The organism is Alcanivorax jadensis T9 (genome assembly GCF_000756655.1).
In the GTDB taxonomy this organism is placed as follows: Bacteria; Pseudomonadota; Gammaproteobacteria; order Pseudomonadales; family Alcanivoracaceae; genus Alcanivorax; species Alcanivorax jadensis.
In genome coordinates this window covers 1-25,185 of sequence record NZ_ARXU01000004.1, presented here as the reverse complement: position 1 = coordinate 25,185, position 25,185 = coordinate 1, and the positions used below count along the sequence as shown (strand labels likewise).

Below are 25,185 nucleotides of genomic sequence, written 5' to 3'. Positions count from 1 at the left end.
AGACCAGAAGATTGCGATCCTTATGTGCTCTATTTACTTATTCACAATCGCAACCACCCAAGCTTTAAGCTTGGTTAACCTGGATTCCTGTTGCGTCGTTGCATCAGCAGATAGGCTGCGGGCAGTACGAAAAGTGATAACAAAGGTGCTGTTACCATCCCTCCTACCATGGGCGCAGCAATGCGGCTCATGATCTCACTACCTGTGCCTCCCCCCCAGAAAATCGGAAGAAGGCCGGCAATAATAACAGCTACAGTCATCGCCTTAGGTCGAACACGTAATACCGCGCCATCACGGATAGCACCCATCAAGGCAGCTTCACCCTTTTGGCCCTGCTCCTGTCTCTCCTGCCACGCCTGCTTTAGGTACAGCAACATGATTACGCCAAACTCGGCAGCGACACCCGCCAGGGCGATGAAGCCGACACCAGTAGCCACCGACAAGTTGTAGTCCAGCAGATACAAGAACCAGATACCGCCGGTCACCGCAAACGGTAACGTCGCCATAATCAGCAAGGCTTCACCTACACGGCGAAAGGTCAGGAATAACAGTACGAAAATGATCAGCAAGGTCGCCGGCACCACCACTTTCAGTCTCGCATTGGCCCGCTCCAGGAACTCAAACTGACCGGCAAAGGACAAGCTGACCCCCTCTGGCAGCCTGACTCCATCATTCACTGAGACACGTAGATCATCCACTACCGAGGCCAGGTCACGCCCCCGCACATCGATATACACCCACCCAGACAGTCGGCCATTCTCACTTTTTAACATCGGTGGCCCATCGGTAATCTTGATATCCGCCACAGTTCCTAGGGTAATTTGTTTTCCTTCGGGAGTGACTATGGGCAAATCGCGTAAGCGATGCACCGTGTCGCGCCACTCGCGAGGATAACGAAGGCTGATCGGGTAACGCTCCAGCCCTTCCACTGTCTCACCGATGTTTTCACCACCAATCAAACCACTGACCACCGACTGAATATCCGCGATGTTGAGGCCATACTGAGCCGCAATGCCACGCCGAATATCGATATCCACATAACGACCACCAGTCAACCGTTCAGCCAATGCTGAGGAGACACCGGGTACTTGTTTGGCTACCTGTTCGATTTGACGGCTCACCTGGTCAATGATCTCTAGGTCATTACCCGCTACTTTGATGCCAATTGGGCTCTTGATGCCAGTGGCAAGCATGTCGATACGATTGCGTATCGGAGGAATCCAGATATTTGCCAGTCCAGGCACGCGTACAATACGGTCCAGCTCTTCGACAAGCTTCTCCGTTGTCATGCCTTCACGCCATTGGTCCTTGGGCTTGAAACGGATGGTGGTTTCAAACATCGTCAATGGTGCAGGGTCAGTCGCTGTCCGCGCACGCCCCGCCTTGCCGAACACCTGCTCCACCTCAGGCACCGTTTTGATCAACCGATCGGTCTGCTGTAGAAGCTCGGTAGCTTTTTGTGCTGACAAGCCTGGTAAGGCACTTGGCATATACAGCAAATCGCCCTCATCCAGCGGTGGCAAAAATTCACCACCAAGCTGACTTAGCGGCCAAAAGGCGGTAACAAAAACTAAACCGGCAACCAGCAAGGTGGTTTTCGGCCACGCCAAGACTCGCTCTAGTACGGGTTGATAACAACTAATCAAAAAGCGACTGATTGGATTACTTTCCTCGGAAGGTATCTTTCCCCGAATCCAGTACCCCATTAACAGTGGAACCAATGTCACCGATAGGCCGGCTGCCGCCGCCATAGCCCAGGTTTTGGTAAATGCCAGTGGGCCAAATAGCCGCCCTTCCTGTGCTTCCAAGGTAAAGACAGGAATAAACGACAAGGTAATAATTAGCAACGAGAAGAACAGCGCCGGCCCCACTTCGACAGCTGCTTGCTCTATGACTCGCCAATGCGCATTACCAGTCAGAGATTGCCCTGGGTTATCCCGATGCCAAATCTCAATTTTCTTGTGGGCGTTCTCGATTAACACCACTGCTGCATCCACCATCGCGCCGATAGCGATAGCAATGCCGCCAAGCGACATGATATTGGCATTGATGCCCTGGTAACGCATCACAATAAAGGCAGCAAGGATTCCCAGCGGTAGGGAAATGATGGCCACCAGTGACGAACGCAAATGGCCAAGAAACAATACGCACACCAGTGCGACTACAATGAACTCTTCAATCAATTTGTAACTTAGGTTTGTGACTGCTCGATCAATCAGCTCACTTCGATCATAGGTAGTGACGATTTCAACCCCTTCCGGCAAGCTTTCCCGCAGTGTCTCAAGTCGCTCATGCACGGCAGATAGCACAGCGCGGGCGTTCTTGCCCGAACGCAGAATGACGACCCCGCCGACGACTTCCCCTTCTCCGTCCAGCTCGGCAATACCACGCCGCATCTCCGGACCAAGGCGAATCTGCGCTACATCTCCAAGTTGTACTGGCACCCCATCAACCAGTTTTAGTGGGATTTTTCGGAAATCTTCGAGTGATTGAAGGTAGCCACTGGAGCGCACCATGAACTCCGCTTCGCCCAGCGTCAGCACTGCTCCCCCGGTTTCTTGGTTAGCTTGTTCTATCGCCTTGCGTACTTGTTGATGACTAATCCCATGGCTGGCGAGTTTGACCGGGTCAGGGACTACCTGATATTCACGTACCATGCCACCGATGGTTGCCACTTCTGCAACGTCAGGCAGAGTCTGCAGCTCGTATTTTAGAAACCAGTCCTGTATCGAGGTTAGCTGCGATAGATCATGCTGGCCGGTGCGATCGATCAATGCATACTGATAAATCCAGCCGACACCGGTAGCGTCTGGCCCAAGTGATGGTCGTGCTGTACGCGGCAATTCAGACTGGACCTGACTAAGGTATTCCAACACCCGTGAGCGTGCCCAATACAAGTCGGTACCATCTTCAAACAACACGTAAACATAACTATCACCGAAGAACGAGTAACCACGTACTGTGCGCGCACCTGGCACGGCCAGCATGGTGGTGGCAAGTGGATAGGTAACCTGTTTTTCCACCAGCTGCGGTGCCTGACCTGGGTAACTGGTGCGGATAATCACCTGTACATCGGACAGATCCGGTAAAGCATCTACGGGGGTATTGTTGATAGACCAGATTCCCCACGCACTCATGAACAGCGTCGCCAGCAGCACCAAAAATCGGTTAGCCAACGACCAGCGAATCAGGGTAGCGATCATGGTGCAACCTCCTGTTTGTCGAGAGACACCACAGTCAAGCCATTATCGGTATCTTTGACGCCGACGCGCACACGATCGCCCACTGCTATATCGCTGGCCACCTGTTCGCTGGCAAGACGAAAGCGCATGGTCATGCCAGGCATACCGAGCGTCTTAAAAGGACCGTGTTTAAGCTTGACCTTGCCGTCGGATAGCCCCTCGATAACCCCCTCGGCGTAATGCAACGAATTCACTTGGGTGTCTTTTTGTTCCGCCACCTGCTTTTCTAGGCGCTCCACAATCAACCCTTTGTCTGTATCACGAATGCCAATGCGCACGCGATCACCTACCGATATCCCTTTGCCTACTTGTTCATTCGCCAGGTTAAAACGCATGGTCATGGCAGGCATGGACAAGCTCTTGAAAGGGCCATGGTCCAGCATTATTTTGCTGCCATTCAGTTGCTCGACAACACCTTCGGCATAGTGCAGTGCGTTCATCATTTCCGTCTCATCTGACATAGCCAGCTCCTGAACGGCAATGCCTTGCAGGCTGGCTTCGGAATCGAGCAGGAACTGACCACTGACAACCACCTTCTGGTCTTCCTTCAGCCCTGCCAGGATCAGCGTTTGGTCTCCCAGCTCGCCCCCCGGCAACACTGCCTGCGGACGATATCGACCCTCCCCCTCATCAAGCATCACCAGGCTGCGCTTTCCTGTATGCAATAAGGCTGCGGTTGGTACGGCCAATGCTTTCTGTGTGGCTTCGCCATGAATGCGTACCTGAGCGCTCATGCCCGGACGCAGATCACCCTCGTCATTGGACAAGGTCACTCGCACCGGCACAGTTCGGCTGGACTGATCCACCAGAGGCAGAATGTCGGCAACTTGCCCCTCACGCAGTGCTGGCTTCACTCCTTGAACGGTCACGTCAACAGCGTTACCACTACTGACTTGCCCCAATTGGCGTTCCGGGACTGCTATCTCCACCCACACGGGGTTGAGTGACTGAATCTCCGCCACGGGAGCACCGGCCGACAGCGTCATGCCAGCACGAGCATTGAGACTGCGTATCACGCCATCATGCGGAGCTGTCACCGTCCAGGTTTCCAGCGGTTTACGTTGGCGTTCAATACTTCGGATCAGGGATGCAGGCATGCCCAATGACAACAGGCGCTCCCGCCCGGCGACGATCAGTTCGTTGTTGCCGCTGCCGAGCACGGCCAGCCATTCATGCTGAGCTCCAGTCCAGGCCGGAACTCTCAATTGCATCAGCGGCTGACCACTGGAGATAGTGTCGCCCTCAGCCAGAGGCCAGACCTTGTCTACGAAGGAAGGCGCGGGGCTTTGCAGGCGTGTCAGGGCGCGGTCGTTGTAAGCAATCAACCCCGTGACATCAAGCTGAGATTGTGACTGAGCCACGACCACCGAGGCACTGCGAATTCCCAGATTTTGTACCATGGCTGCATCAATACGGACCGTTGGCTGATCGCTATCATCACCACCATTGGCATAACGGGGCACCAACTCCATATCCATGAAAGGTGAGGGCCCGGGCTCGTCAAAGTGCTGCTGGGGATACATAGGGTCATACCAGTACAGCACTTCCTTTTCATCCGCTTTGCTGTTGGTTTCACCGCTGTCCATCGCCATCGATATACTGCTCTGCGAAGGGGTGACGTAACGGCCCAAATATATTCCGGCTAGCAACAACAGCGAGGCAGCCAAACCGATCAAGGCATTGCGTTTAATGTTCATTATCTTGCTCCTCGCCCACCATGCCGTGGTGGTCGTAGGTAAAATGGAGGGCGGCTGCCTGCTGGTCATACTGCCCGCTGAGATCAATCTCCTTCAGTTTGGCGTCCAGCCATTCGCTACGTGCCCGTACAAGATCGGCCAAACTGCCATCACCGCCGCGCCAAGCGGCCCTAGCCAATCCCACTTTCTCTTTTGCCAGAGGCACCAGTCGCTCCCGTTGCCGGGCAAGCGTGCGTTCCTGGCGTTCATATTCGGCCAGATCGCTCTGCAGCATCGCTTCATGTTCGCGACGTACCGCCTCTGCACGAGATTCCAGTGCTTGCCACTCAGCTTCCGCCGAGGCAATGCGAGGCCCCTGGCGCGACCGGCTGAACAATGGCAGGTCCACATTGACCTGTAGCATCGCCATGTCACTGAATTCTTCACGATTCATATAAGCCAGAGTTAAAGCCCAGTCCGGCTTCTTGGCGGCACGAGCCTCGTCCGCGTTAGCCTGGGCGACAGAAGCCTGACGCGACGCTATCTCAAGTTCAGGGTGCTTATGCAGGCTATTCAGTAACTGTTCAGCATTGATGGCGAAATCAGGTGCTTGGCCAGCCGGTGATTGCCGGCCGGCTTCCCCCAGCCAGCGTATTAAACGAGCCTTAGCCTGGCGTTGCCTGGCCAGAAGAGCATCTCGCCGATCCAGTAATGTCACGGCTTCCTGCCTGGGTGCCACGCTATCAATAGCCTTTCCTTGACCCGATGAAAGCCGGGCACGCACTGCCTTGTCGAACAAACGATTTTCAGCAATGAGTTCTTCCAGCAGGACTAGTTGACGATCCAGAGTGTGGAGCTCAATCCAGGCTTGAGCGGTCTGACGCAGCACGGCCAGACGAGTGGCCTCTTTCGTGGCCTCCGTTAAGCCGATTTGCTGTCTGGCACCTTCTGCCCTTGCTGTGCGTTTGCTGCGATTGGGGAAACGCTGGGTTACACCAATACGCTGCATGGTCATGAAATCACTCGACAGGCTGTAACGATCGGCGCCATCCACAGGTACATTGTCGAGGCCAAGAATCAGGGTGGGATCGGGCAAAGCATCGGCAGGCCCTTCTGCCTGCTGAGCGGCCTCGACGCGGGCCGATTCCGCCCGCAATTCCGGTGATTGACGTAAGGCGAGCTGTAGCGCCTGATTAAAAGTCAGGCCTTCTGCCCCAAACGCCTGGACACTAGCTAGCAGCAGGGAGGGCGCTAGCCAGCCGAGTGCGCGCCGATACCGGCCGGCGCTCAGAAATATCCAATACATGTGTCACTCCAACACGGATCATGGCGCGCAACGCGCCCTCAGTGGGCCCAGACCAGGCCGGACCCCGAAAAGATCAGTGAGAAAGTGCTAGAGGCGGTCGCCAGATGGTAGATAAGGCAAGGGGGAGATAGAGAGGGTTAGAAAAATGAGGGGTAGCCGGATTTGCTGCCTGAAAAGAAACCGCCGGAGCCGTATTCATGATCGAGAGCTGCCCAGCATGGCACTCCTGGCCAGGCTTGCAAACCGGGCCGCTGTGCGTGTTGGATTCACCATCCAGACAACAATCGTTTTGTGGCATGGCGGACATCATGCTGCAACGGTCATCCATGTCTGCCTGCATCATGGTTTGTTCCATGGGGCAAGGCTGCGCCAATTGCACCGCTGCCATCCCCTGCAAGGAGATGCTAAGCAGAAATAGGCAACTAATGAAAAACCGAGCAATAAACATATGGTGTCAGCATAGTCCGAAGCAATGTGCTATTAACAACATAAACCTTGGGGTAGCCCCCATGTCAACGTTTAATATTGAGCTATGTAACTATTGATCGCCAGCTCTGCTCCCTCTGGCATGCTCTTCTGCTACGCCACAGCCTTCAATAGCATTACTTGATGAAGCGTGAAAGTGTCTCTCGATGCCATTCCAGGCGCCTGTTGGCATGCTGGGTACCGAGGCTTATGTCGACAGGTGGCGGCGTGGTTAAGAACTATGGGTAAGCGGATTAAATGGTTGATCTTACCTTTGCATGAGAGTGAGACAGACCGGCATCTCATCGGATTATCTGGTTGATGCTTCACCTACTGCTGGTGCATGTTTCCTTCGCTAATTCCAGCAAGAACCCCACACGCCTCAACTTCCCGGTCATCGTTGCAACTCGCTCTCAGTGAAACGAGTTGTTTCTCAAGCGCTTGCAGAGCGGTTATCTGCGACCGCACATGAGAGATGTGATCATCGAGCAAGGTGTTGACGGCGGTACAAGGCTGATGAGGGTCGTCCTGATAGCTCTGTAGTTCGTGAATCTCAGCCAGTGACAGGCCCAGGATTCTGCAGCGACGGATGAAGGCCAGCCCCTCACCATGCTTCTCGGTATAGACACGGTAACCGTTGTCCTGCCGATCAGGCGGCGGCAACAAGCCCTGCTGTTCATAGAAGCGGATCGTCTGTGTTTCGACCCCTACCAACTGCGCCAACTGACCAATGCGCATCAGCCTCCTCCCCAACGGATTCTTTACTCTATTGACCTTATAGTAGCTTTATAGTTTTAAATGGTACCACAACATTGTTCAAGTGGAGTCGTATCATGAGCAAATCCTGTGGTGGCGCCTGTGGCGGTGATGCAACGTCCGCAGCGGATACCGATATACAGGCCTCCTCCGAGGCGCCAGGGAGATGGGTCAGTGTTTATGCCGTGCCGAAGATGGACTGTCCATCAGAAGAACGAATGATTCGCCTAGCCCTGAACGGCTTTGAGGAGATTCGGGCGCTGTCCTTCGACTTGTCGAACCGCCGGCTGAAGGTCGTGCATGACGGCGAGGTCGAGCCCGTCACCTCGAAACTGAAGACCTTGGGGCTAGGCGCCTCGCTTCAGGAAACCGTCGCTGCAAATCCGGAGACCATCAAGGCCGCCGAGTTTTCGGCAGCTTCTGCTAAGCAAGAATCCGGGACCCTGCGCTGGTTGCTCGGCATCAATGCACTTCTGTTCGTGGTGGAAATGACTGCCGGTCTGATCGCCCAGTCCACCGGCCTGATTGGAGAATCCCTGGACAATTTTGCCGATGCGGCGGTGTACGGGCTTGCCCTTTATGCGGTTGGACATAGCGTGAAAATGCAGGTACGTGCCGCGCATCTTGCTGGTGTACTGCAACTGATCTTGGCTGTGGGCGTGCTCGTAGAGGTGGTGAGACGCTTTGTATTCGGTAGTGAGCCTGAATCGCTGGTGATGATGGCTATCGCATTCGTCGCGTTGATTGCCAATACCAGTTGTCTGCTGCTGATAGCCAAACACCGGGAGGGCGGAGCGCACATGAAGGCAAGCTGGATATTCTCGGCCAACGACGTGGTGATCAACCTGGGGGTCATTACCGCCGGCGTTCTGGTCGCGTGGACCGGCTCCAATTATCCGGATCTGGTTATCGGTAGCATCGCGGGGCTCGTCGTGCTTAACGGTGCCAGGCGCATTCTGGCGCTCAAGGGTTAAAGCATGCCCTTTATTGGCAACAATCTCTCGCCGTATGTCCTGTTTTCCATATCCGGCCTGATAGCAGCATCGGACCAAACTGTAAAATGGCTGGTTCAACAAACAATGGCTTATGGCGAGTCGATCGCGGTGACCCCGTTCTTTAACTGGGTGCACGTATGGAACACCGGTGCCGCATTCAGTCTGTTCGCAAATGCTGGGGGCTGGCAGCGCTATTTTTTTATCGGAATCGCGGTAGTGGTCTCGGTCGTGCTGATCAAGCTGATTCGTGAAAAAGGTCATAATGGAGACGCCATCGCTTACAGTCTTATCCTCGGTGGCGCCATGGGCAATCTGATTGACCGGATCTTTCGCGGCTATGTTGTGGATTCCTTTGATTTCTATTGGCGAGACTGGCATTGGCCGGCCTTCAACCTGGCTGATATTGCAATTGTCCTCGGTGCCTTACTTTTCGTTTCCAGCAGCTTGTTGGGTAAAAAAGCAAACACCAATGCCGAGTCGGATGGATCTGACTGACACCTACGCCTATACAACACCATGACCGAACTTCCCGACAACATCCTTCACCTGCCGCAATACCAAGTACTGGGCTGCAAATCAACCGACGACGAAATGCACTTCCAGGTGGACGTGCCCGATCCCATCGCCTGCGAGGAATGCGGCGTGCAGGGTGAGTTCGTACGGTTCGGCAAGCGTGACGTTCCCTATCGTGATCTGCCCATCCACGGCAAGCGGGTCACTCTCTGGGTGGTCCGCCGCCGATACACCTGCCGGGCCTGCAAGACAACATTCAGGCCCCAGCTACCGGAGATGGTGGACGGATTCCGTATGACACTGCGGCTGCATGAGTACGTGGAGAAGGAATCCTTCAACCACCCCTAAACCTTTGTGGCGGCACAGACCGGCCTGGACGAGAAGACGGTGCGCGACATCTTCAACGCCCGCGCCGAGTTCCTGGGGCGCTGGCACCGCTTCGAGACGCCCCGCATCCTGGGCATTGACGAGCTATACCTGAACAAGCGCTACCGCTGCATTCTGACCAACATTGAGGAGCGAACCCTGCTCGACCTGCTGGCCACCCGCCGCCAGGACGTGGTGACCAACTACCTGATGAAGCTGAAAGACCGGCAGAAGGTCGAGATCGTCAGCATGGACATGTGGAACCCCTACCGGGCAGCGGTCAAGGCTGTGCTGCCCCAGGCCCGTATCGTGGTCGATAAGTTCCATGTGGTGCGCATGGCCAACGATGCCCTAGAGAGAGTGCGCAAGGGCCTCAGAAAGGAGCTGAAACCGTCCCAGAGCCGGACTCTCAAGGGAGACCGGAAAATCCTGCTGAAACGCGCTCACGAAGTCTCAGACCGGGAGCGCCTCATCATGGAGACCTGGACAGGCGCGTTCCCGCAACTGCTGGCCGCCTACGAGCACAAGGAGCGCTTCTACGGCATCTGGGACGCCACCACACGGCTCCAGGCAGAAGCCGCCCTGGACGAGTGGATAGCCACCATCCCGAAGGGCCAAAAGGAAGTCTGGAGCGATCTGGTCAGGGCAGTGGGAAACTGGCGCGAAGAGACCATGACCTACTTCGAGACGGACATGCCCGTCACCAACGCTTACACGGAGTCCATCAACCGACTGGCCAAGGACAAGAACCGTGAAGGGCGCGGTTACTCCTTCGAGGTGATGCGGGCACGAATGCTCTACACCACGAAGCACAAGAAGAAGGCACCGACTGCGAAGGTCTCTCCTTTCTACAAGAAAACCATCGGTTACGGACTGCCGGACTTCGCAGAGGAACTCAACTACGGAGTCGATCTATCAACCATCTGAGGGTGGTATCAGATTGATGGGGTGAAGGTGCCCCATCAACCATTAAATCCGTATACCCAGAACTATAAAATCGACACTTTGATCTATTGCGGTTGTACGATGCCTTCGCTGATGCCTGCAAGAACCCCGCAAGCATCAACTTCACGGCCATCGTTGCACCTCGCTCTCAGGGAAACGAGTTGCTTCTCAAGCGCTTGCAAAGCCGTTATCTGCGACCGCGCATCAGCAGACTTCCTGTTATAAGCAACCTGTTGGCTTTACACACCTAGAGAGTTAATCACAATGAGTTGGATTAAAGTTGAACGGGCTGAGCAAACCCCGTGGAACTTGATCACGGTCAACAGATCACGGATGAAGTCGCTTAAGGCGCCAGCTATGGCAAAATAGCCCCTACTCGAGGCTCCACGCCGATGGCCTAGGATTGCATGCCCAAAGATCCGGTAGGCAGGTATTTCCGTGCCCAGCTTCTCCTTCATCGTGGTTTTGACGTCGATTTCGATCAGCACCCCGAAGCAGTTATCCGTGAGAGACTGACGCGCTCGTTTGTCAACCGCCTCAAAATCAGCATCTTCTATGGTTCGATCAATAGTGTACGGCACCAGCGATTATTACTTAGGGCCAAGCTTGATAACTCGCAGGCGCAATGCATTCACAATCACGCTGAAAGACGACAGCGACATTGCAGCAGCCGCGAAGATCGGTGAAAGCAGTATCCCGAAGAACGGGTACAAAACCCCCGCCGCAATCGGAACGCCCGCGGAGTTGTACACAAAAGCAAAGAACAGGTTCTGTCGGATATTGCGCATGGTCGCCAGCGACAGACGACGCGCTTCTACAATACCCATCAAGTCGCCGCGCAGCAGCGTAATGCCCGCGCTTTCGATGGCCACATCTGTGCCGGTGCCCATGGCCACCCCCACGTCCGCCGTTGCCAATGCAGGCGCGTCGTTAACGCCATCACCCGCCATCACGACAACACCCCCTTCATCTTTCAGACGCTGGACGATCTTGCCCTTATCTTCCGGCAGTACCTCCGCTTCCACTTCATCGATATGCAATTTGCGAGCAACCGCCTCGGCCGAGGTGTAGTTATCGCCAGTCAGCATGACCACTCGAATGCCGTCTTTTTGCAGCGCGACAATAGCAGCGTGGGTCGTTCTCTTGATGGGATCGGAGATGGCCAACAGCCCAGCGATTTTTCCATCGACGGCGGCAAAAATCACGGTAGCACCATCTTTGCGATGCTCGTCGGCATCGCTGTCAAATCTAGTGGTGTCGACATTCTCCGACTCCATGAGAAGACGATTACCAAGCAGCACCCGCTTGCCGTCGATTTTTCCTGTTACCCCTTTACCGTTGGGAGAATCGAAGTCTTCCGCATCCGGCAGCTTCAGCTCCATGCCCTTGGCTTTGTCCAGAATGGCGTGGGCCAGTGGATGCTCACTGCCTTTCTCGAGTCCGCCCGCAAAACGCATCAAAGCATCGTCATCGTACCCATTCGCTGTAACAATTCGGGTGATTTGTGGCTGCCCCTCTGTCAACGTGCCGGTCTTATCCACTACCACCGTATCTACCTTTTCCATGCGTTCAAGGGCTTCCGCATCGCGGATCAGCACACCACTTTGGGCGCCGCGGCCAACACCTACCATGATCGACATCGGCGTTGCCAGACCCAGTGCGCAAGGGCAGGCAATGATCAGAACACTGACCGCCGCAATCAGCCCGAACGCCATGGGCGGTGTCGGCCCAAGGAATGACCAGGCTATAAAGGCAACAATGGCAATTAGGATCACGGTGGGCACAAACCAGCTCGCCACCTTATCGGCAAGCCCCTGGATCGGTGCGCGGCTGCGTTGGGCGCTGGCCACCATCTGCACGATTTGGGAAAGCATGGTGTCCCGGCCAACCTTGTCGGCCCGCATGATAAAGCTGCCCTGTTGGTTAATACTGCCGCCAATCACTTGGTCGCCAGACTTTTTGCTGACTGCAAGAGGCTCACCGGTCACCATGGACTCATCCACGTTGGAGCTGCCTTCAAGTAACTCACCGTCCAGCGGCACCTTGTCCCCCGGGCGCACTCGCAGGCGATCACCCACCTTGACCTGATCCAGCGACACATCGGACTCGTCGCCCTGGTCATCCAGCTTTCGGGCCGTCGCCGGTGCCAGATCCAGCAGCGCCTTGATCGCGCCCGAGGTTTTCTCCCGGGCCCGCAGTTCAAGCACCTGGCCTAACAGAACCAGCACCACGATGACCGCAGCCGCCTCGAAGTAGACGGCGACAGAACCGTCTTCCTGCCGAAAGGCGTCGGGGAAAATCTGGGGCGCCAGTGTCGCCACCAGGCTGTAGATCAGCGCCACGCCAGTACCAATGGCAATGAGCGTGAACATGTTCAGATTGCGGCTGACGACGGACTTCCAGCCTCTGACAAAGAAAGGCCAGCCACACCAGGCCACTACTGGCGTCGCCAACACCAGTTGAATCCAGTTGGACATTTGTGGGGCAACGATCTGGTCAAGGCCGGTGAGATGTCCGCCCATTTCCAGCACCAATACCGGCAGGGCCAGCACCAGGCCAATCCAAAATCGACGGGTCATGTCTTTGAGCTCTGCCGAGGGCCCGTCATCCAGACTTACCTGCTCGGGCTCCAGGGCCATACCACAGATAGGGCAATCTCCGGGGCCCTGCTGGCGAATTTCCGGATGCATCGGGCAGGTGTACATGGTGCCCGGAGCCACGGGTTCGTCCTGTTTCTGTTCTCCACTGAGGTAGTGTCCCGGGTCGCCGTCAAACTTCGATTTGCACCCCGAAGAACAGAAATACCAGGTTTTCCCGCCATGCTCGCTGCGATGTTCCGCCGAGTGTGGATTCACCGACATGCCGCAAACAGGATCTTTGACCGTGTGCTCAGCCGTCATGGCCGATCCCTCCCTATCGAGTTCTGGTGATTAGTGATGATGAGCATGAGATTCTTTGTGTCCCGCTTCTTCGGCTTCTGTGGCCTTTTTCAGGAACAGTTGCTCGGCCACTGCGATAACAATCATGGTGACAACCGCCACGCCAATAACAAACAGGTCAGTATTCAGTTTGACCCAAACGAAGCCACCAAGAGCGAGCAAATCCAGAACAATTGCCACCGTGGGCACCCACACATTGGCCTTCACATCCTCCCGTAAATAGCGCAGAACGCCCCAATGGATAGCAATGTCCATGATCAGGTAAAAAATGATGCCCAGCGCTGCAATTCGGGACAGGTCGAAGAAGGCCGTGAGGATAAGCCCAAGCACCACGGTATAAACCAGCGTGTGCTTCTGGATGCTACCGGGCATGCCGAAATGACTGTGGGGGACCAGCTTCATTTCAGTCAGCATGGCCAACATGCGTGAGACGGCGAAAATACTGGCCAGAATGCCACCGGCGGTGGCCATCATCGCAATGGCGACGGTAAACCAGACGCCGTAGTCGCCCAATGCGGGACGCGCAGCGGCCGCCAGAGAGTAGTCCTGCGTTTTGATGATTTCCGCCAGGGACAGGTTACTGGCAACGGCGAAACCGACCAGGGTGTAGATCACCACGCAGGCTGCGATGGAAATAATAATCGCTCGCCCCACGTTTCTCTTGGGGTCTATGACTTCCGAGCCGCTGTTGGTGATGGTGGTAAAACCTTTGAAGGCCAGAATGCCAAGGGCCGTTGCCCCCAGGAAATTGCCAAAGGTTCCAGCCTCACCGGGGCTAGAGAAATCAACAGAAACACTGTCGGCAATCCAGATACCCACCAGCCCGAAAACCAGAATGCCTCCGATCTTCAGGATACCTATAAAGGAAGCCACGCCCTGAATCATTCGGTTGCCCAACAGATTGATCAGAAACGCGGCCAGAATTAGTGAGACGCCAAGAATGGGCACCATGCGGCCACTTTCATCGCCATCGAACAGTTGCATGGTGTAAGAACCGAAGGTTCGCGCAAGAAAGCTCTGGGCAATCACCATCGAGAAATACATCAGCAAAGCATTGAAAGCCGTCGGTAACCGATTGCCATAGGCTTTGTGCAGGTACATGCCTATGCCCCCGGCTGACGGGTAGGCATTGGAAATTTTGATGTAGGAATAGGCACTGAAGCTTACGATTACCGCCGCGGCCAGAAACGCCAACGGGAAAAGAACGCCAGTCATCTGCGCCATCTGCCCGGTAAGGGCGAAGATACCGGCGCCAATCATGACACCGGTGCCCAGCATAACAGTTCCCGGAAGTGTAAGACTGCCTTTCTGATAGCGCGTGGTTCTGTCGTGCGTGCTGCTCATACAACCTCCTGTTGTTTTGAACGGCGTTTGATACTCAATAAATAGCCAATGCTGGCTTGGGTAGATCTCACTTGCATCAATGTCGAGAAAAACGGGCCAAAGAAATATCTTTAGCCCCTAAGTACCTGATCAGAGTGCGATGCGCGCTCCAATCACAGCAAACCAATCTGCTGTACTGCCGCCGTCCGCTTCGGCAAAGTCGGCACTATCGCCGTATTTGCGCTCATGCACCACGCCCACATAAGGCGAGAGCGCACGGTTGATCAGATCATAGCTCAACCTGAGTCCGGTTTCGGTAGAAACCAGTCCTTTACCAACGCCAATTTCCCGGTCCTCGCTAAACGCAACCGTGGCATCCAGCGTTGCCGCCAGAATCCAGTAGTTGGTGAGAAGCAGCTCGTACTCTGCATCCAGTTCGGCTGACGTATCGCCATCCTTACTGACATACAGGTTTGCATCGATCTCAAACCATTGGGGAGCCAGCCCGGCTACACCGAGAACGGCATATGTACGGTCCGGCCCCTCGGGCGTATCGAAACGTACGCCCGCTTTGGCGTCGAAGAACTTGGAGATGGGGATCTGGCCGACCAGCTGGTTTTCCAGTGTTTCGTAGGCCTGCTCCTCTATCTCGTACTCCCCGGTTGTGAGCAACCGGACTTTGAACTCGTCGGTGCCATAGAAAGCATCCGCATTCCAGACGCCCAGTTCCTCGTCATCGTCGCTGTAGCGGTATTCAAACTCCTCGAATTGAACACCCCAGGTTGTGAGCGGCTGTTTACGAGCGGTGGTGTCGGAGATCATTTCCTGAGCTGTCACCGCCGTTGAGAATCCGATAGAGGCAAAGAAACTGACCGCAACAAGTGATCGAATACAACTCATGCCTCACCTCCTTCTTCAGCAGCCGCGTCTGTTTTGGCCTGCGTCGACTCTGGCCCACCTTCAACAATCACCTTACGGAACATACCAGCGGCCGCGTGGTAAGAGAGGTGGCAGTGGAACGCCCATTGGCCTGGCTCGTCGACTTCGGTTTCCATGTAAACGGTGGTGCCGGGCTGCACACTGACCGTGTGTTTGATCGGATTCCACTGGTCTGCGCCAACATCTAGAATGGACCACATACCGTGCAAGTGCATGGGGTGAGTCATCATGGTTTCGTTGACAAACTTGAAGCGGACCCGCTCACCATATTTCAGGCGGATCGGATCGGCATCTTCGTACTTAACGCCATTGATACTCCAGGTGTACCGCTCCATATTGCCGGTCAAACGAAGCTCTATTTCTCGAGTCGGTTCGCGGTCTTCATACAGTGGATCTTGGGCCTTGAGGTCAGCGTAGGACAGGAACTTGCCGCCATTGGCTGCCGTGGGGACGAGGCCACTTCCCTTCGCATAGAAGGGGTCGCTTGGACCTTCTTTTCCCATCGCCATGGAACCATGGTCCATGCCGGACGTGCCCGAATGATCCATTCCTTTCATATTTGAGTGGTCCATGTTGCTCATGTTTGCGTGATCCATTCCCTCCATCGAAGAATGATCCATTCCGGACATCCCTTCTGAGCTATTCATATCCATGTCGCCATGGTCCATACCGGACATACCGCCCATATCAGCCATAGTCAGGCGGGCCGGTTCACGCAGTTGCGGCACGAACGCTTCCATACCCTCTTCTGGGGCCAGTGTCGCTCTGGCATAGCCCGAACGCCCCATGGATTCGGCGAAGATGGTGTAGGCCTGCTCACCTTTCGGGCGGACGATCACATCGTAGGTTTCCGCCACACCGATCCGGAACTCGTCCACACTAACCGGCTGAACGTTGTTGCCATCAGCCTGCACAACGGTCATGTCCAGACCGGGGATCCGGATATCAAAGTAAGTCATCGCCGAGGAGTTGATGAAACGCAGCCGAATGCGTTCGCCCGGCTCAAAAAGCCCAGTCCAGTTCTGATCCGGCCCTTTACCGTTGATCAGCCCTGTAAAACCCTGCAAGTCCTCGACATCCGCTTTCATCATCCGCATGCCACCCCAGGCCATACGGTCCCGAACGGTGTTCATCAGGCCGTTCTCGGACACGTCAGAGAAAAACTCTCCGACAGTCTGCTGCTCGCGGTTGTAGTAGTCCGGCATCATCTTCAGGTTACGCATGATGCGATCACCGGAGTGCGGGTGCTTATCGGTTAGCTGAACTACGTATTCGCGATCGTAGCGGAACGGTTCACGTCCCTCAGGTTCGATAACGATGGAACCGTAGGCGCCATCCGGCTCCTGAAAACCGGAGTGGCTGTGAAACCAATAAGTACCAGCCTGCTGGATGGGAAATTCGTAGGTGAAGGTTTCACCCGGCTTGATGCCTGGAAAGCTGATACCAGGCACACCGTCCTGATCAAAAGGAAGGATCAGGCCGTGCCAGTGAATGGAAGTCATCTCATCCAGGTTGTTGGTCACGTTGATCTTGACGTTTTCGCCTTCCTTGAAGCGCATCACCGGCCCGGGAGATGCACCGTTATAACCGATGCCGTCTTTCACGAAATCGCCGGTGTCAATTTCGACCCGATCAACCGTGAGATTATATTCGCCAGCCATGACCGATGCAGACATCAGCAGGCTTAACAACACTGAACCTAAGCGGCTGTTCATACTTTTTGCTCCAAATCGCTCTTCACTAAGAACCCTCAAAATAAATACCTACAAGCCCACTGGATCAACGCCCCATTAGTGAACTCAGTTACTGGACCTTGACGTCACCGTACATCCCTGCCTGGTAATGACCCGGCACGTTGCAGGCGAACTCGATATTGCTGTTATCGGAAAACTTCCAAATAACTTCCTGCCTCTGGCCCGGTTCCAGCAGGACGCTGTTAGGGTCGTCGTGTTTCATGGACTGGCCGTTCCCCATGTCCATTTCCATCATGTCGTGGTTGAGCTTTCCGCCCTGGATGACGCCATGTTCGACCATCATCATCATTTCCTCCTGATGCCCCTCATGCATCTCAGGTGTGCCGATGTTGAACTCGTGAACGAGGTTCCCCTTGTTCTCCACCACGAACCGCACCGTTTCCCCGGGGCTTACGATGATTGATCCCGGTTCATAGTAATTGTCGTACATTTCGACTGTTATGGTTCGGCTGGCCTCTGAGGCTTTGCCGGGCTCACCACTCGCAGCGCCGTGATCATGTCCTCCACCATGGATTCCAGCGGCAAAGGTGGTCGCCGACAATAAGATAGTTGCGGCAGCAACGAGGAATTTTGATACGGTCATATATCTTCTCCTTTGAACAGCTTTGGCCCTGAGGGCCGGGTTGTCTCACTCAAAACTTGAGCAATATCCAGAAGCGGTTGCTACCATCGCTCAGCAACCTGAATCCAGGCTGAAAATCGGAATTATTTTTTGTTCTGGCACAATTCAGCTTGGGCAGCGACACTGACGGACTCTGATGCTCAATTTAGAAAGGCAGTTCAGGAATGAGATTACTTCTGGTGGAAGATGACTACCTGCTGACAAATGGGCTAAGCGCCCAACTGGAAAAGGCCGGTTTCAGCGTGGATACCGCCCGTACAGCGCGGGAAGCCCGGCACCTCGGGCAGCAGGAAAGTTACCGCGCCGGTATTCTTGACCTGGGCCTGCCCGACGGCAACGGCCTGGACGTACTGAAACAGTGGCGGACGCATAAGGTCAGTTTCCCGGTGTTGATCCTGACCGCCAGGGGAGACTGGCAGGACAAGGTCAATGGCTTGAAGGCCGGCGCCGATGATTACCTCGCGAAGCCTTTCCAGACCGAAGAGCTGATTGCCCGACTTCACGCCATCGTCCGGCGAAGCGAAGGCAGAATAATGGATACCCTGACAGCGGGCCGGTTCGAGCTGGACGAAAATCGCCAGACGTTAAGGGCCGGTGACGAGACCGAACATAGCCTGACCGGTACGGAGTTCCGTTTGCTCCGATGTCTGATGAGTCGTCCCGGGCAGGTTTTCTCGAAAGAACAGCTTCTCGACCAGCTATACAGCATCGACGACATACCCAGCGAGAACGTGATCGAAGCGTATGTGCGGCGGCTCAGGAAGCTGGTGGGACCGGACACCATCAAGACCCGACGTGGTCAAGGGTACCTGTTCGATGCCGATAGCCGCTAGACCTCGCTCAGTCAGGGGGATGCTCCTGATTCTGCTACTTCCGGCCGGTATTGGTCTGATGGCACTGGCTTGGATCATCCATGGGGCCTTGCTGGAGAGGATGACCATGGACTTAGTAGAACGCCGCTTGAAAGATGAGGTAGCTTTTCTGGAACACCAGATCCGCCAATCCGGTGGCCAGATTGATACACTCCAGACCGGCGACTATTTTCAGGAAGTGCTCCTCCACGCCTTCGCCATCGCCATCGCTTCTCCGTCTGGGCAGTCCATCTCACCGGAGACCTGGACTCCGATTCTGAGGCCGTTGCTCACCTCCGGGCAGGAGGGAGCCGTGAGAGCCAGGGATGCTGAGGTACCATCTGCGCCTTCCCAAATGCTTGGGTATCGCCGTGCCTTCACGGTCGACGGAAACCCCTTCGTGATCATTGTTGCCGAGGATATGGAGGCGCTTCATCGGAGCCAGGCCAAACTCCATATCTGGACTGCCGTCGTCTCGGTTTTACTGGTCATTCTGATGATCGGGAGCATATGGCTGGGAATCACTCTGGCCCTGCGGTCAATAGCGGGCCTTCAGATGAACCTGAAAAAACTTCAGTCAGGCGAGCTCTCCCGTATTAACGCAGACGGCCCGGAGGAGTTCCGGCCCCTCGTCCGGCAACTCAATCGACTGCTGGATTCACTGGATGACCGGCTGGAACGCTCCCGTGACGCACTTGCCAACCTTTCCCACAGCGTGAAAACCCCCATAGCGGCTGTCAGACAGATCCTGGAAGACACCAGTCGCCCGCTCGATGAGAAGCTGAGATGGGAAATGGCGGCGCGCCTCGACGACATAGATGCTCAGCTTGAGGCCGAAATGCGGCGAAGCCGGTTTGCGGGTCCACAGGTCGGCCAAAGTGTATGTCCGATCAAACAGGCCCGGGATCTGCTGTGGATGCTTGGCCGCCTCTACCCCGATAAATCTTTTGAATTGTCAACGGATCTGCCTGAAAACCATCGCTGGCCTGTCGAGGAGCATGATCTGAACGAAATCCTTGGCAACTTGCTGGATAACGCAGGCAAATGGTCATCCCGCTGGGTGGAGCTCACGCTGAGTGAAGATCAAGAGCAGTTAAAAATTATCATCAGCGACGACGGAGCGGGCGTATCAGAAACAGCCCACTCACAATTGGGCAAGCGAGGATTGAGGCTGGACGAGCAAACACCCGGTCATGGATTGGGGCTGGCTATTGTCCACGCAATAGTTGAGCGTTATCAGGGACAGGTTCATTACACGTCCAGTAAGGTAGGAGGCCTTACTGCAGTTGTTGTAATCCCTGGTTCTGATCGATTCGGCGACCGGTCAGACAACTGACACCTTCACCCTCCATTCTCTATGCTTCAAGTCAAATTCATCAATAGTTGGGATGATGATTTGGAGTCTCGTCCAGCCTGTTCAATCTCGACCGCTCTATAATGAGCTTTCCCTGAAGGATACTGAATCTACACCCACTAACACTACTTGCTCTACTTGCAACCCAAAACAGCAAACCGATGCTTTTGATCATGAATTTTATACCCCCCCCCTTTCACTGCATGCCAGAGCCCGCCTTGTGCGGGCTTTTTCATGCCGTTTTGGAGTTTCTATGGATATTCGAGCGAGCTGGGCCTGTACCACGTACAGGGCTACGTTAATCCTGAGGAGATTATCAGTACGGCGGCCACCATTTTGTATGGCTGAAAGGTGTCTAGCAAACCGGTGGCGATTCACACACCTGAACTGACTTCCCACTTAGTAATTTCATTTCTGTTACCTAGTCTACGTCTCGATTCCAGATTTTTTCACCTACATATCACCCCCATGAAGCCAGGAAGGAATGACCTTCCTGACCCATCGCATGGAGGTTTCATGATCATTCAATGTCCCAGCTGCCAATCTATCCGGATAGCGGCACTCCACAACGGACGCAGAGTGTGCGGCTCTGTCGGCACAGCTGCAGGTGCCGCTAGTGGGGTAGCTGCAGCCACCAGTGGTGCCCGTGTGGGCATGACACTGGGCTATGTCGCGGGCCCTGGAGGATCTCTGCTCGGCGACATCGCCGGAGCCGTGATTGGCGGTCTGATTGGAGGTGTTGCCGGCGGAGAGGCCGGTGCAGCTCTCGGTGACAAGCTAGACCAAACCTTTCTCGACAATCTGCAATGCCTGGATTGCGGCCACGCCTTTCGACTCGACACCGATTAACCCGTATTTCGCATTTCCCCCTTTCACTGCATACCAGAGCCCGCCTTGTGCGGGCTTTTTTATGCCGCTTTGGAGTTTTTATGGATATTCCCACTTTCGTAAAGAACGAGCAGGGCCTGTACCACGTACAGGGCTGCGTTAAATCCGAGGAGATTGTCAGTACCGCTGCCACCATCCTGCTGAATGAGCTGACCGGTCGGGAGGCGCTCACTGCGCCTACCGATGTTGCCCAGTTCCTGCAGATGGCCCTGGCCCAGGAGAAGAACGAAGTCTTCGCCGCTATCTTCCTCAACAGCAAGCACAAGGTGCTCAGTTTCGAGCCCTTGTTCAGCGGCACCATTGACGGCGCGGCGGTGTATCCCCGTGTGGTGGTACAGCAGGCTCTGGCCTGCAATGCCGCTGCCGTGATCTTCGCCCACAACCATCCCTCCGGGTGCTGTGAGCCCTCCCAGGCTGATCGCACCATCACTACTCGGCTCAAGGACGCTCTGGCCCTGATCGATGTGCGGGTCCTGGATCACTTCGTCGTGTCCCGTTCCGAGTGGGTCAGCCTGGCCGAGCGTGGCTGGCTCTGAGCTTTTCCTCTTCTGCTTTTGCTCTACCCCTGACTCAACCCCCTCTTCTCATTCGTTAAGCCGCCCGTTTCGGGCTCATTGCTATTTCTGGAGATTTACCATGGCACATCTTGTCGAAAGCATGGCCTATGCAGGCCGCACCCCCTGGCACGGGTTGGGTAACCAGCTCGCCACCCAACAACCCCTCAATGTCTGGATGCGCGAAGCCGGCATGGACTGGGAGATCCGTGAGACTCCTGTCCGCTTCATTAGTAGCGAGGCCGGGACTCTCGGGCAGATCTCATCCTTCCCGGATCAGAAGGTTCTGTTCCGCTCAGACAATCAGGCACCTCTGTCCGTAGTGAGCAACCGCTTCAAGGTGGTTCAGCCACGGCAGATCCTGGAGTTTTATCGGGATCTCACCGAGCGTTCTGGCTTTGAGCTGGAAACCGCTGGCGTCCTTAAAGGAGGCCGCAAGCTGTGGGCCCTTGCCCGCACCGGGCAAACAGGCTCCTTGGCAGGTAATGACCAGACCAACGGCTATGTGCTGCTGGCCACCGCCTGTGACGGCACTCTGGCTACCACTGCCCAGTTCACCAGCATCCGGGTGGTGTGCAATAACACATTGGCGGTAGCTCTCAATGGCGCCGGCCAAGCGGTGAAGGTCCGCCACAACACCACCTTCGATGCCCAGGCCGTCAAGAAACAGCTGGGTATCTCCGTCTCCGCCTGGGATGACTTCATGTATCGCCTGAAGGCCCTCAGCGAGCGGCGCATCACCCGCAAGACCGCCGAGAAAGTCATGCGCTCGGTCTTCACCGATGTGAACTACGCCTCTGGTGACATGCTGGTGAAGCCCAACGAACAGGCCATGAAGAAGGCCATGGCGTTGTATGAGGGCGCCGGTCGCGGTGCAGAGCTACCGTCTGCCAAGAACACGGCCTACGGACTGCTCAATGCAGTCACCGAGTTCGTGGACCACGAACGACGCGCCCGCAGCACCGACAACCGGCTGGATTCCGCCTGGTTCGGCAAGGGTGCCCAGATCAAGCAGCGGGCCCTGAGCCAGACCCTGGAACTGGTGGCCTGACTGATTCCCGACTCACTCTTTTCCCTCGACTAAAGCCCGACCCGCTCTGTGCCGGTTGGGCTTTTTATTGTTTGGAGCCTGACCATGACAGAACGCAATCACGATAGTCCTGTAACCCGGGAATCAAGACTCTCTGCGCCACCCCTCTCACCGCATCTGGCCGCCATTTGGGGTGCCTTTCTCCATGAAGGGGTGATGCTGAACAAGGAGCGCGGCACCCGGCTTCTGGAGATCTGGGGTAATGGCTGTATCGAGCTGATCCGCACCCTGTGTGACTTCATTCCCGATATCTGGAAACAGGTGCAACCCTACTGGTACGGCCCGCAAGGGTTTCCTGGGGTGTTCGAGTACGAGGTGGTGTCCATTCTGGGCGAACAGCTCGGTACCTATCTGCTCGATAATGACGGCAATTTTCCATCCCAAGCTGACATCCAGCAGATGATCACCGATCTGGTGGTCACCTTCTTCAGCCAGGGCGGTAGTCATGAGATCCCGTCGGATCAGACACCCCAGACCCATCGGCTGATCAATCTCCATGATCGCTTTACCGAGCGGCTGGCCCAACTGGAAGGAGGTCACTCATGAGCACGCCCCGCGCCATCAAACCCTCATCCCGTCCGGCCCTGCGCCTGGTGTCCACCAAGGGCATGAACCGGGAACAATGGCTCAAGGTCCGCAAACAAGGTATCGGCGCCAGCGATGCCGCTGCGGCAGTGGGGCTCAACCCGTATCAGTCGCCCCTGGAGCTGTGGATGATCAAGACCGGTCGGGATGGGCTATTACCGGCCCCCGATCCGGACGACATCCATACCCCGCTGTACTGGGGCAATCTTCTTGAACCCAAGGTGGCCGAGGCCTATGCCAAGGCGACAGGCAACAAGGTGCGGCGAGTGAATGCCGTACTCCAGCACCCGGATGCGGACAAGTCCTGGATGCTGGCCAATCTGGATTACTCGGTAGTGGGCAATCCAGAGGTGCAGATCCTGGAGTGCAAAACCACTGGCCTTAATGGTGCCCGGCTCTGGGCCGATGGCGTACCGGAGTACATCCAGTGCCAGGTTCAGCATCAACTGGCCGTCACCGGCAAGCAGGCAGCGGACGTGGCGGTACTGATCTGCGGGCAGGAGTTGCAGGTGCATCGCATCGAGCGGGATGAAGCCGTCATCAAGCAACTGATCGAGCTGGAGCGGGCTTTCTGGCACTTGGTGGAAACCGATACGCCACCCGAGGCCGATGGCTCCGACTCCGCCGACCAGGCGCTGCGGGCGCTCTACCCTCGTGATGATGGCGAAACCCTGGATCTCATTGAAGACACCGCACTCAACGGTGATTTCAGTGAGATGCTGGATATCCGGGAGCGACTGGCCCGTCTGGCCGAGCGGGAAGCAAGGCTCAAGCAGCGCATCCAGCAACGCATGGGGGACGCCGCTCGGGCTTACTTCCTGGATGGCCAGGTGAGCTGGAAACGCAGCAAGGACAGTACGGTGCTCGATACTGACGCCCTGCTCAAGACTCAGCCCGCGCTACTGCAGCAATTCCCCAAGCATCGGGCCGGCAGTCGCCGGTTCCTGGTCAAGCCCAACGCCTGATCGTTCAACCATCCCCCCACTCAACACGCCACGCCTAACAGCATAAACGCCGGGCCCAGCCCGGCGGCTGTGCTTTTTATAACAGGAGATTCCCATGATCAAAGGACTCGCCATTACGCCCCCCGTGATTGGCCGTATCAGTATTGGCCGCATGGTAGAAAAGAACGGCAAGCGTCTGCCGGAGAAAGACGACCAATTCACCATTACTACCCAGATCCAGACCCGGGAGGGCTGGCTACCGCACCCACTGGATGAGGCTCTGCGCCAGGAGGGTCAGGGCAAGAAACTACGCTGGCTACCGCACCCGCTGGATGAGGCTCTACGTCAGGAAGTACAAGGCAAGAAGCTGCGCAGCATTCCCGTCACCCTGCCTTTCAATGATCCGGACCTTAACATTCCCGTCACCCTGCCCTTCAATGATCCGGACCTGAATCTGCGGGCGGAGTACACCTTCTTCGAGCGCAAGAGTGGCCGCCCGCTGTGCAGTGGCGACGGTGAGAGCTGTCGACGCCGCACCGACCAGGGCCTAGAGCAGTTACCCTGCCCGTCACCCGACCTATGCGAATTCGGCGCCCACGATCTGTGCAAACCCTACGGGCGGCTGTACGTGCGGATCGGGGAAGAGGATGAACTGGGCTGCTTCGTGTTTCGGACCACCGGCTACAACAGCATCCGCACCCTTACAGCCAGGTTGCGTTACTTCCATGCCATCTCTGGCGGCAACCTAGCCACCCTGCCCCTGGAATTGAAACTGCGCGGGAAGAGCACTACCCAGAGCCACCGGGCACCAATCTACTACGTGGATCTGACACTGCGCGCTGAGCAATCCATGGAGGACGCCGTCAGCTACGCTAGAGAAACGGCCAAGGCCAGGGAAAACCAAGGCATCAACCAAGCAGAGCTGGACAAGGTGGCCCATGCCGGCCTGCTCAACACTCAGTTCGAGTACTCGGAGGAGGAAGGGTTACAGGTCGTGGAGGAGTTCGTGCCGGAAGGCTCGGCCCCACCGGGCAATGCTCAACCGCAGTCGGCACAGGGACTCAGCCAGAAGCTGGCC

General features: G+C 55.9%; 19 protein-coding genes and 2 pseudogenes. 11 read left to right on the top strand and 10 right to left on the bottom strand.

Annotation, left to right across the window (positions count from 1 at the left end):
• Nucleotides 1-74 precede the first annotated feature (74 nt).
• The 4 genes from T9A_RS06955 to cadR all read right to left on the bottom strand — a co-directional run bounded on the left by T9A_RS06955 (nucleotide 75) and on the right by cadR (nucleotide 7,427).
• Nucleotides 75-3,203 (bottom strand): efflux RND transporter permease subunit, encoded by a 3,129-nt coding sequence (locus T9A_RS06955; protein WP_007150465.1) that lies wholly within the window; start codon nucleotides 3,201-3,203, stop codon nucleotides 75-77.
• Nucleotides 3,200-4,939 carry an efflux RND transporter periplasmic adaptor subunit gene (locus T9A_RS06950; protein ID WP_035246376.1) on the bottom strand — a complete coding sequence of 580 codons (1,740 nt, stop codon included), beginning with the start codon at nucleotides 4,937-4,939 and terminating at the stop codon, nucleotides 3,200-3,202. Before T9A_RS06950 ends, T9A_RS06955 begins: the two co-directional genes overlap by 4 nt.
• Entirely contained in the window at nucleotides 4,929-6,224 is a 1,296-nt protein-coding gene (locus tag T9A_RS06945) for a TolC family protein (RefSeq protein ID WP_035246375.1), read from the bottom strand. The genes T9A_RS06950 and T9A_RS06945 overlap by 11 nt, the downstream gene beginning before the upstream one ends.
• A gap of 795 nt (nucleotides 6,225-7,019) precedes the next feature.
• Entirely contained in the window at nucleotides 7,020-7,427 is a 408-nt protein-coding gene (gene cadR, locus T9A_RS06940; RefSeq protein WP_007148576.1) for a Cd(II)/Pb(II)-responsive transcriptional regulator, read from the bottom strand.
• Nucleotides 7,428-7,522: 95 nt separating this feature from the next.
• Here cadR and T9A_RS06935 point away from each other — a divergent pair, with 95 nt between their 5' ends.
• From T9A_RS06935 to T9A_RS06920, 3 genes and pseudogenes are all read left to right on the top strand, one after another.
• Nucleotides 7,523-8,419 (top strand): cation efflux transmembrane domain-containing protein, encoded by an 897-nt coding sequence (locus T9A_RS06935; protein WP_007150338.1) that lies wholly within the window; start codon nucleotides 7,523-7,525, stop codon nucleotides 8,417-8,419.
• 3 nt (nucleotides 8,420-8,422) lie between these two features.
• Nucleotides 8,423-8,935, top strand: coding sequence for a signal peptidase II (gene lspA, locus T9A_RS06930; protein ID WP_035246372.1), 513 nt, complete (start codon nucleotides 8,423-8,425; stop codon nucleotides 8,933-8,935).
• A gap of 21 nt (nucleotides 8,936-8,956) precedes the next feature.
• Nucleotides 8,957-10,246, top strand: a pseudogene (locus T9A_RS06920) (ISL3-like element ISPpu12 family transposase).
• An 83-nt stretch (nucleotides 10,247-10,329) separates the two neighbouring features.
• Here the strand turns inward: T9A_RS06920 and T9A_RS17045 are convergent.
• The 6 genes and pseudogenes from T9A_RS17045 to T9A_RS06890 form a co-directional block, all read right to left on the bottom strand.
• Nucleotides 10,330-10,464: pseudogene (locus T9A_RS17045) on the bottom strand (Cd(II)/Pb(II)-responsive transcriptional regulator); the annotation flags it as partial.
• A 390-nt stretch (nucleotides 10,465-10,854) separates the two neighbouring features.
• Complete coding sequence (locus tag T9A_RS06910; RefSeq protein WP_007151136.1) at nucleotides 10,855-13,164, bottom strand: heavy metal translocating P-type ATPase; 2,310 nt, start codon at nucleotides 13,162-13,164, stop codon at nucleotides 10,855-10,857.
• 30 nt (nucleotides 13,165-13,194) lie between these two features.
• Nucleotides 13,195-14,547: an APC family permease gene (locus tag T9A_RS06905; protein WP_081737601.1), complete on the bottom strand. Its 1,353-nt coding sequence runs from the start codon at nucleotides 14,545-14,547 to the stop codon at nucleotides 13,195-13,197.
• A 129-nt stretch (nucleotides 14,548-14,676) separates the two neighbouring features.
• Nucleotides 14,677-15,426 (bottom strand): copper resistance protein B, encoded by a 750-nt coding sequence (locus tag T9A_RS06900; RefSeq protein ID WP_035246369.1) that lies wholly within the window; start codon nucleotides 15,424-15,426, stop codon nucleotides 14,677-14,679.
• Complete coding sequence (locus T9A_RS06895; RefSeq protein WP_007150118.1) at nucleotides 15,423-17,180, bottom strand: copper resistance system multicopper oxidase; 1,758 nt, start codon at nucleotides 17,178-17,180, stop codon at nucleotides 15,423-15,425. The genes T9A_RS06900 and T9A_RS06895 overlap by 4 nt, the downstream gene beginning before the upstream one ends.
• Before the next feature lie 88 nt (nucleotides 17,181-17,268).
• A complete protein-coding gene (locus T9A_RS06890; RefSeq protein WP_035246366.1) occupies nucleotides 17,269-17,802 on the bottom strand; it encodes a cupredoxin domain-containing protein in 534 nt (177 codons plus the stop codon).
• Between the two features lie 203 nt (nucleotides 17,803-18,005).
• Here T9A_RS06890 and T9A_RS06885 point away from each other — a divergent pair, with 203 nt between their 5' ends.
• The 8 genes from T9A_RS06885 to T9A_RS06850 all read left to right on the top strand — a co-directional run.
• Complete coding sequence (locus T9A_RS06885; protein ID WP_007151491.1) at nucleotides 18,006-18,674, top strand: response regulator; 669 nt, start codon at nucleotides 18,006-18,008, stop codon at nucleotides 18,672-18,674.
• Nucleotides 18,675-18,693: 19 nt separating this feature from the next.
• Complete coding sequence (locus T9A_RS06880; RefSeq protein ID WP_197017557.1) at nucleotides 18,694-20,028, top strand: ATP-binding protein; 1,335 nt, start codon at nucleotides 18,694-18,696, stop codon at nucleotides 20,026-20,028.
• A 534-nt stretch (nucleotides 20,029-20,562) separates the two neighbouring features.
• The gene (locus T9A_RS17175; protein WP_035246364.1) at nucleotides 20,563-20,895 is read left to right on the top strand and encodes a hypothetical protein; all 333 of its coding nucleotides are present in this window, start codon (nucleotides 20,563-20,565) and stop codon (nucleotides 20,893-20,895) included.
• Nucleotides 20,896-20,975: 80 nt separating this feature from the next.
• Entirely contained in the window at nucleotides 20,976-21,470 is a 495-nt protein-coding gene (locus T9A_RS06870; protein WP_035246363.1) for a JAB domain-containing protein, read from the top strand.
• Between the two features lie 100 nt (nucleotides 21,471-21,570).
• Nucleotides 21,571-22,539, top strand: coding sequence for a TIGR03299 family phage/plasmid-derived protein (locus tag T9A_RS06865; RefSeq protein ID WP_035246362.1), 969 nt, complete (start codon nucleotides 21,571-21,573; stop codon nucleotides 22,537-22,539).
• Nucleotides 22,540-22,623: 84 nt separating this feature from the next.
• Nucleotides 22,624-23,124, top strand: a complete 501-nt coding sequence (locus tag T9A_RS06860; RefSeq protein ID WP_232222030.1) for a hypothetical protein — start codon at nucleotides 22,624-22,626, stop codon at nucleotides 23,122-23,124.
• Nucleotides 23,121-24,128, top strand: coding sequence for a YqaJ viral recombinase family nuclease (locus T9A_RS06855; protein ID WP_035246358.1), 1,008 nt, complete (start codon nucleotides 23,121-23,123; stop codon nucleotides 24,126-24,128). The genes T9A_RS06860 and T9A_RS06855 overlap by 4 nt, the downstream gene beginning before the upstream one ends.
• A 94-nt stretch (nucleotides 24,129-24,222) precedes the next feature.
• A partial coding sequence (locus T9A_RS06850; protein WP_035246356.1) for a recombination directionality factor occupies nucleotides 24,223-25,185 on the top strand: 963 nt, incomplete at its 3' end.

What these genes read in the sequence shown, in the direction of transcription:
- T9A_RS06880 (WP_197017557.1), top strand. Translation starts at nt 18,694, where the DNA reads ATGCTCCTGATTCTGCTACTTCCGGCCGGTATTGGTCTGATGGCACTG.
- T9A_RS06950 (WP_035246376.1), bottom strand. Translation starts at nt 4,939, where the DNA reads ATGAACATTAAACGCAATGCCTTGATCGGTTTGGCTGCCTCGCTGTTG.
- T9A_RS06910 (WP_007151136.1), bottom strand. Translation starts at nt 13,164, where the DNA reads ATGACGGCTGAGCACACGGTCAAAGATCCTGTTTGCGGCATGTCGGTG.
- T9A_RS06945 (WP_035246375.1), bottom strand. Translation starts at nt 6,224, where the DNA reads ATGTATTGGATATTTCTGAGCGCCGGCCGGTATCGGCGCGCACTCGGC.
- T9A_RS17175 (WP_035246364.1), top strand. Translation starts at nt 20,563, where the DNA reads ATGATCATTCAATGTCCCAGCTGCCAATCTATCCGGATAGCGGCACTC.
- T9A_RS06895 (WP_007150118.1), bottom strand. Translation starts at nt 17,180, where the DNA reads ATGAACAGCCGCTTAGGTTCAGTGTTGTTAAGCCTGCTGATGTCTGCA.
- T9A_RS06860 (WP_232222030.1), top strand. Translation starts at nt 22,624, where the DNA reads ATGACAGAACGCAATCACGATAGTCCTGTAACCCGGGAATCAAGACTC.
- T9A_RS06890 (WP_035246366.1), bottom strand. Translation starts at nt 17,802, where the DNA reads ATGACCGTATCAAAATTCCTCGTTGCTGCCGCAACTATCTTATTGTCG.
- T9A_RS06855 (WP_035246358.1), top strand. Translation starts at nt 23,121, where the DNA reads ATGAGCACGCCCCGCGCCATCAAACCCTCATCCCGTCCGGCCCTGCGC.
- T9A_RS06935 (WP_007150338.1), top strand. Translation starts at nt 7,523, where the DNA reads ATGAGCAAATCCTGTGGTGGCGCCTGTGGCGGTGATGCAACGTCCGCA.
- T9A_RS06885 (WP_007151491.1), top strand. Translation starts at nt 18,006, where the DNA reads ATGAGATTACTTCTGGTGGAAGATGACTACCTGCTGACAAATGGGCTA.
- lspA (WP_035246372.1), top strand. Translation starts at nt 8,423, where the DNA reads ATGCCCTTTATTGGCAACAATCTCTCGCCGTATGTCCTGTTTTCCATA.
- T9A_RS06865 (WP_035246362.1), top strand. Translation starts at nt 21,571, where the DNA reads ATGGCACATCTTGTCGAAAGCATGGCCTATGCAGGCCGCACCCCCTGG.
- T9A_RS06900 (WP_035246369.1), bottom strand. Translation starts at nt 15,426, where the DNA reads ATGAGTTGTATTCGATCACTTGTTGCGGTCAGTTTCTTTGCCTCTATC.
- T9A_RS06905 (WP_081737601.1), bottom strand. Translation starts at nt 14,547, where the DNA reads ATGAGCAGCACGCACGACAGAACCACGCGCTATCAGAAAGGCAGTCTT.
- cadR (WP_007148576.1), bottom strand. Translation starts at nt 7,427, where the DNA reads ATGCGCATTGGTCAGTTGGCGCAGTTGGTAGGGGTCGAAACACAGACG.
- T9A_RS06955 (WP_007150465.1), bottom strand. Translation starts at nt 3,203, where the DNA reads ATGATCGCTACCCTGATTCGCTGGTCGTTGGCTAACCGATTTTTGGTG.
- T9A_RS06870 (WP_035246363.1), top strand. Translation starts at nt 20,976, where the DNA reads ATGGATATTCCCACTTTCGTAAAGAACGAGCAGGGCCTGTACCACGTA.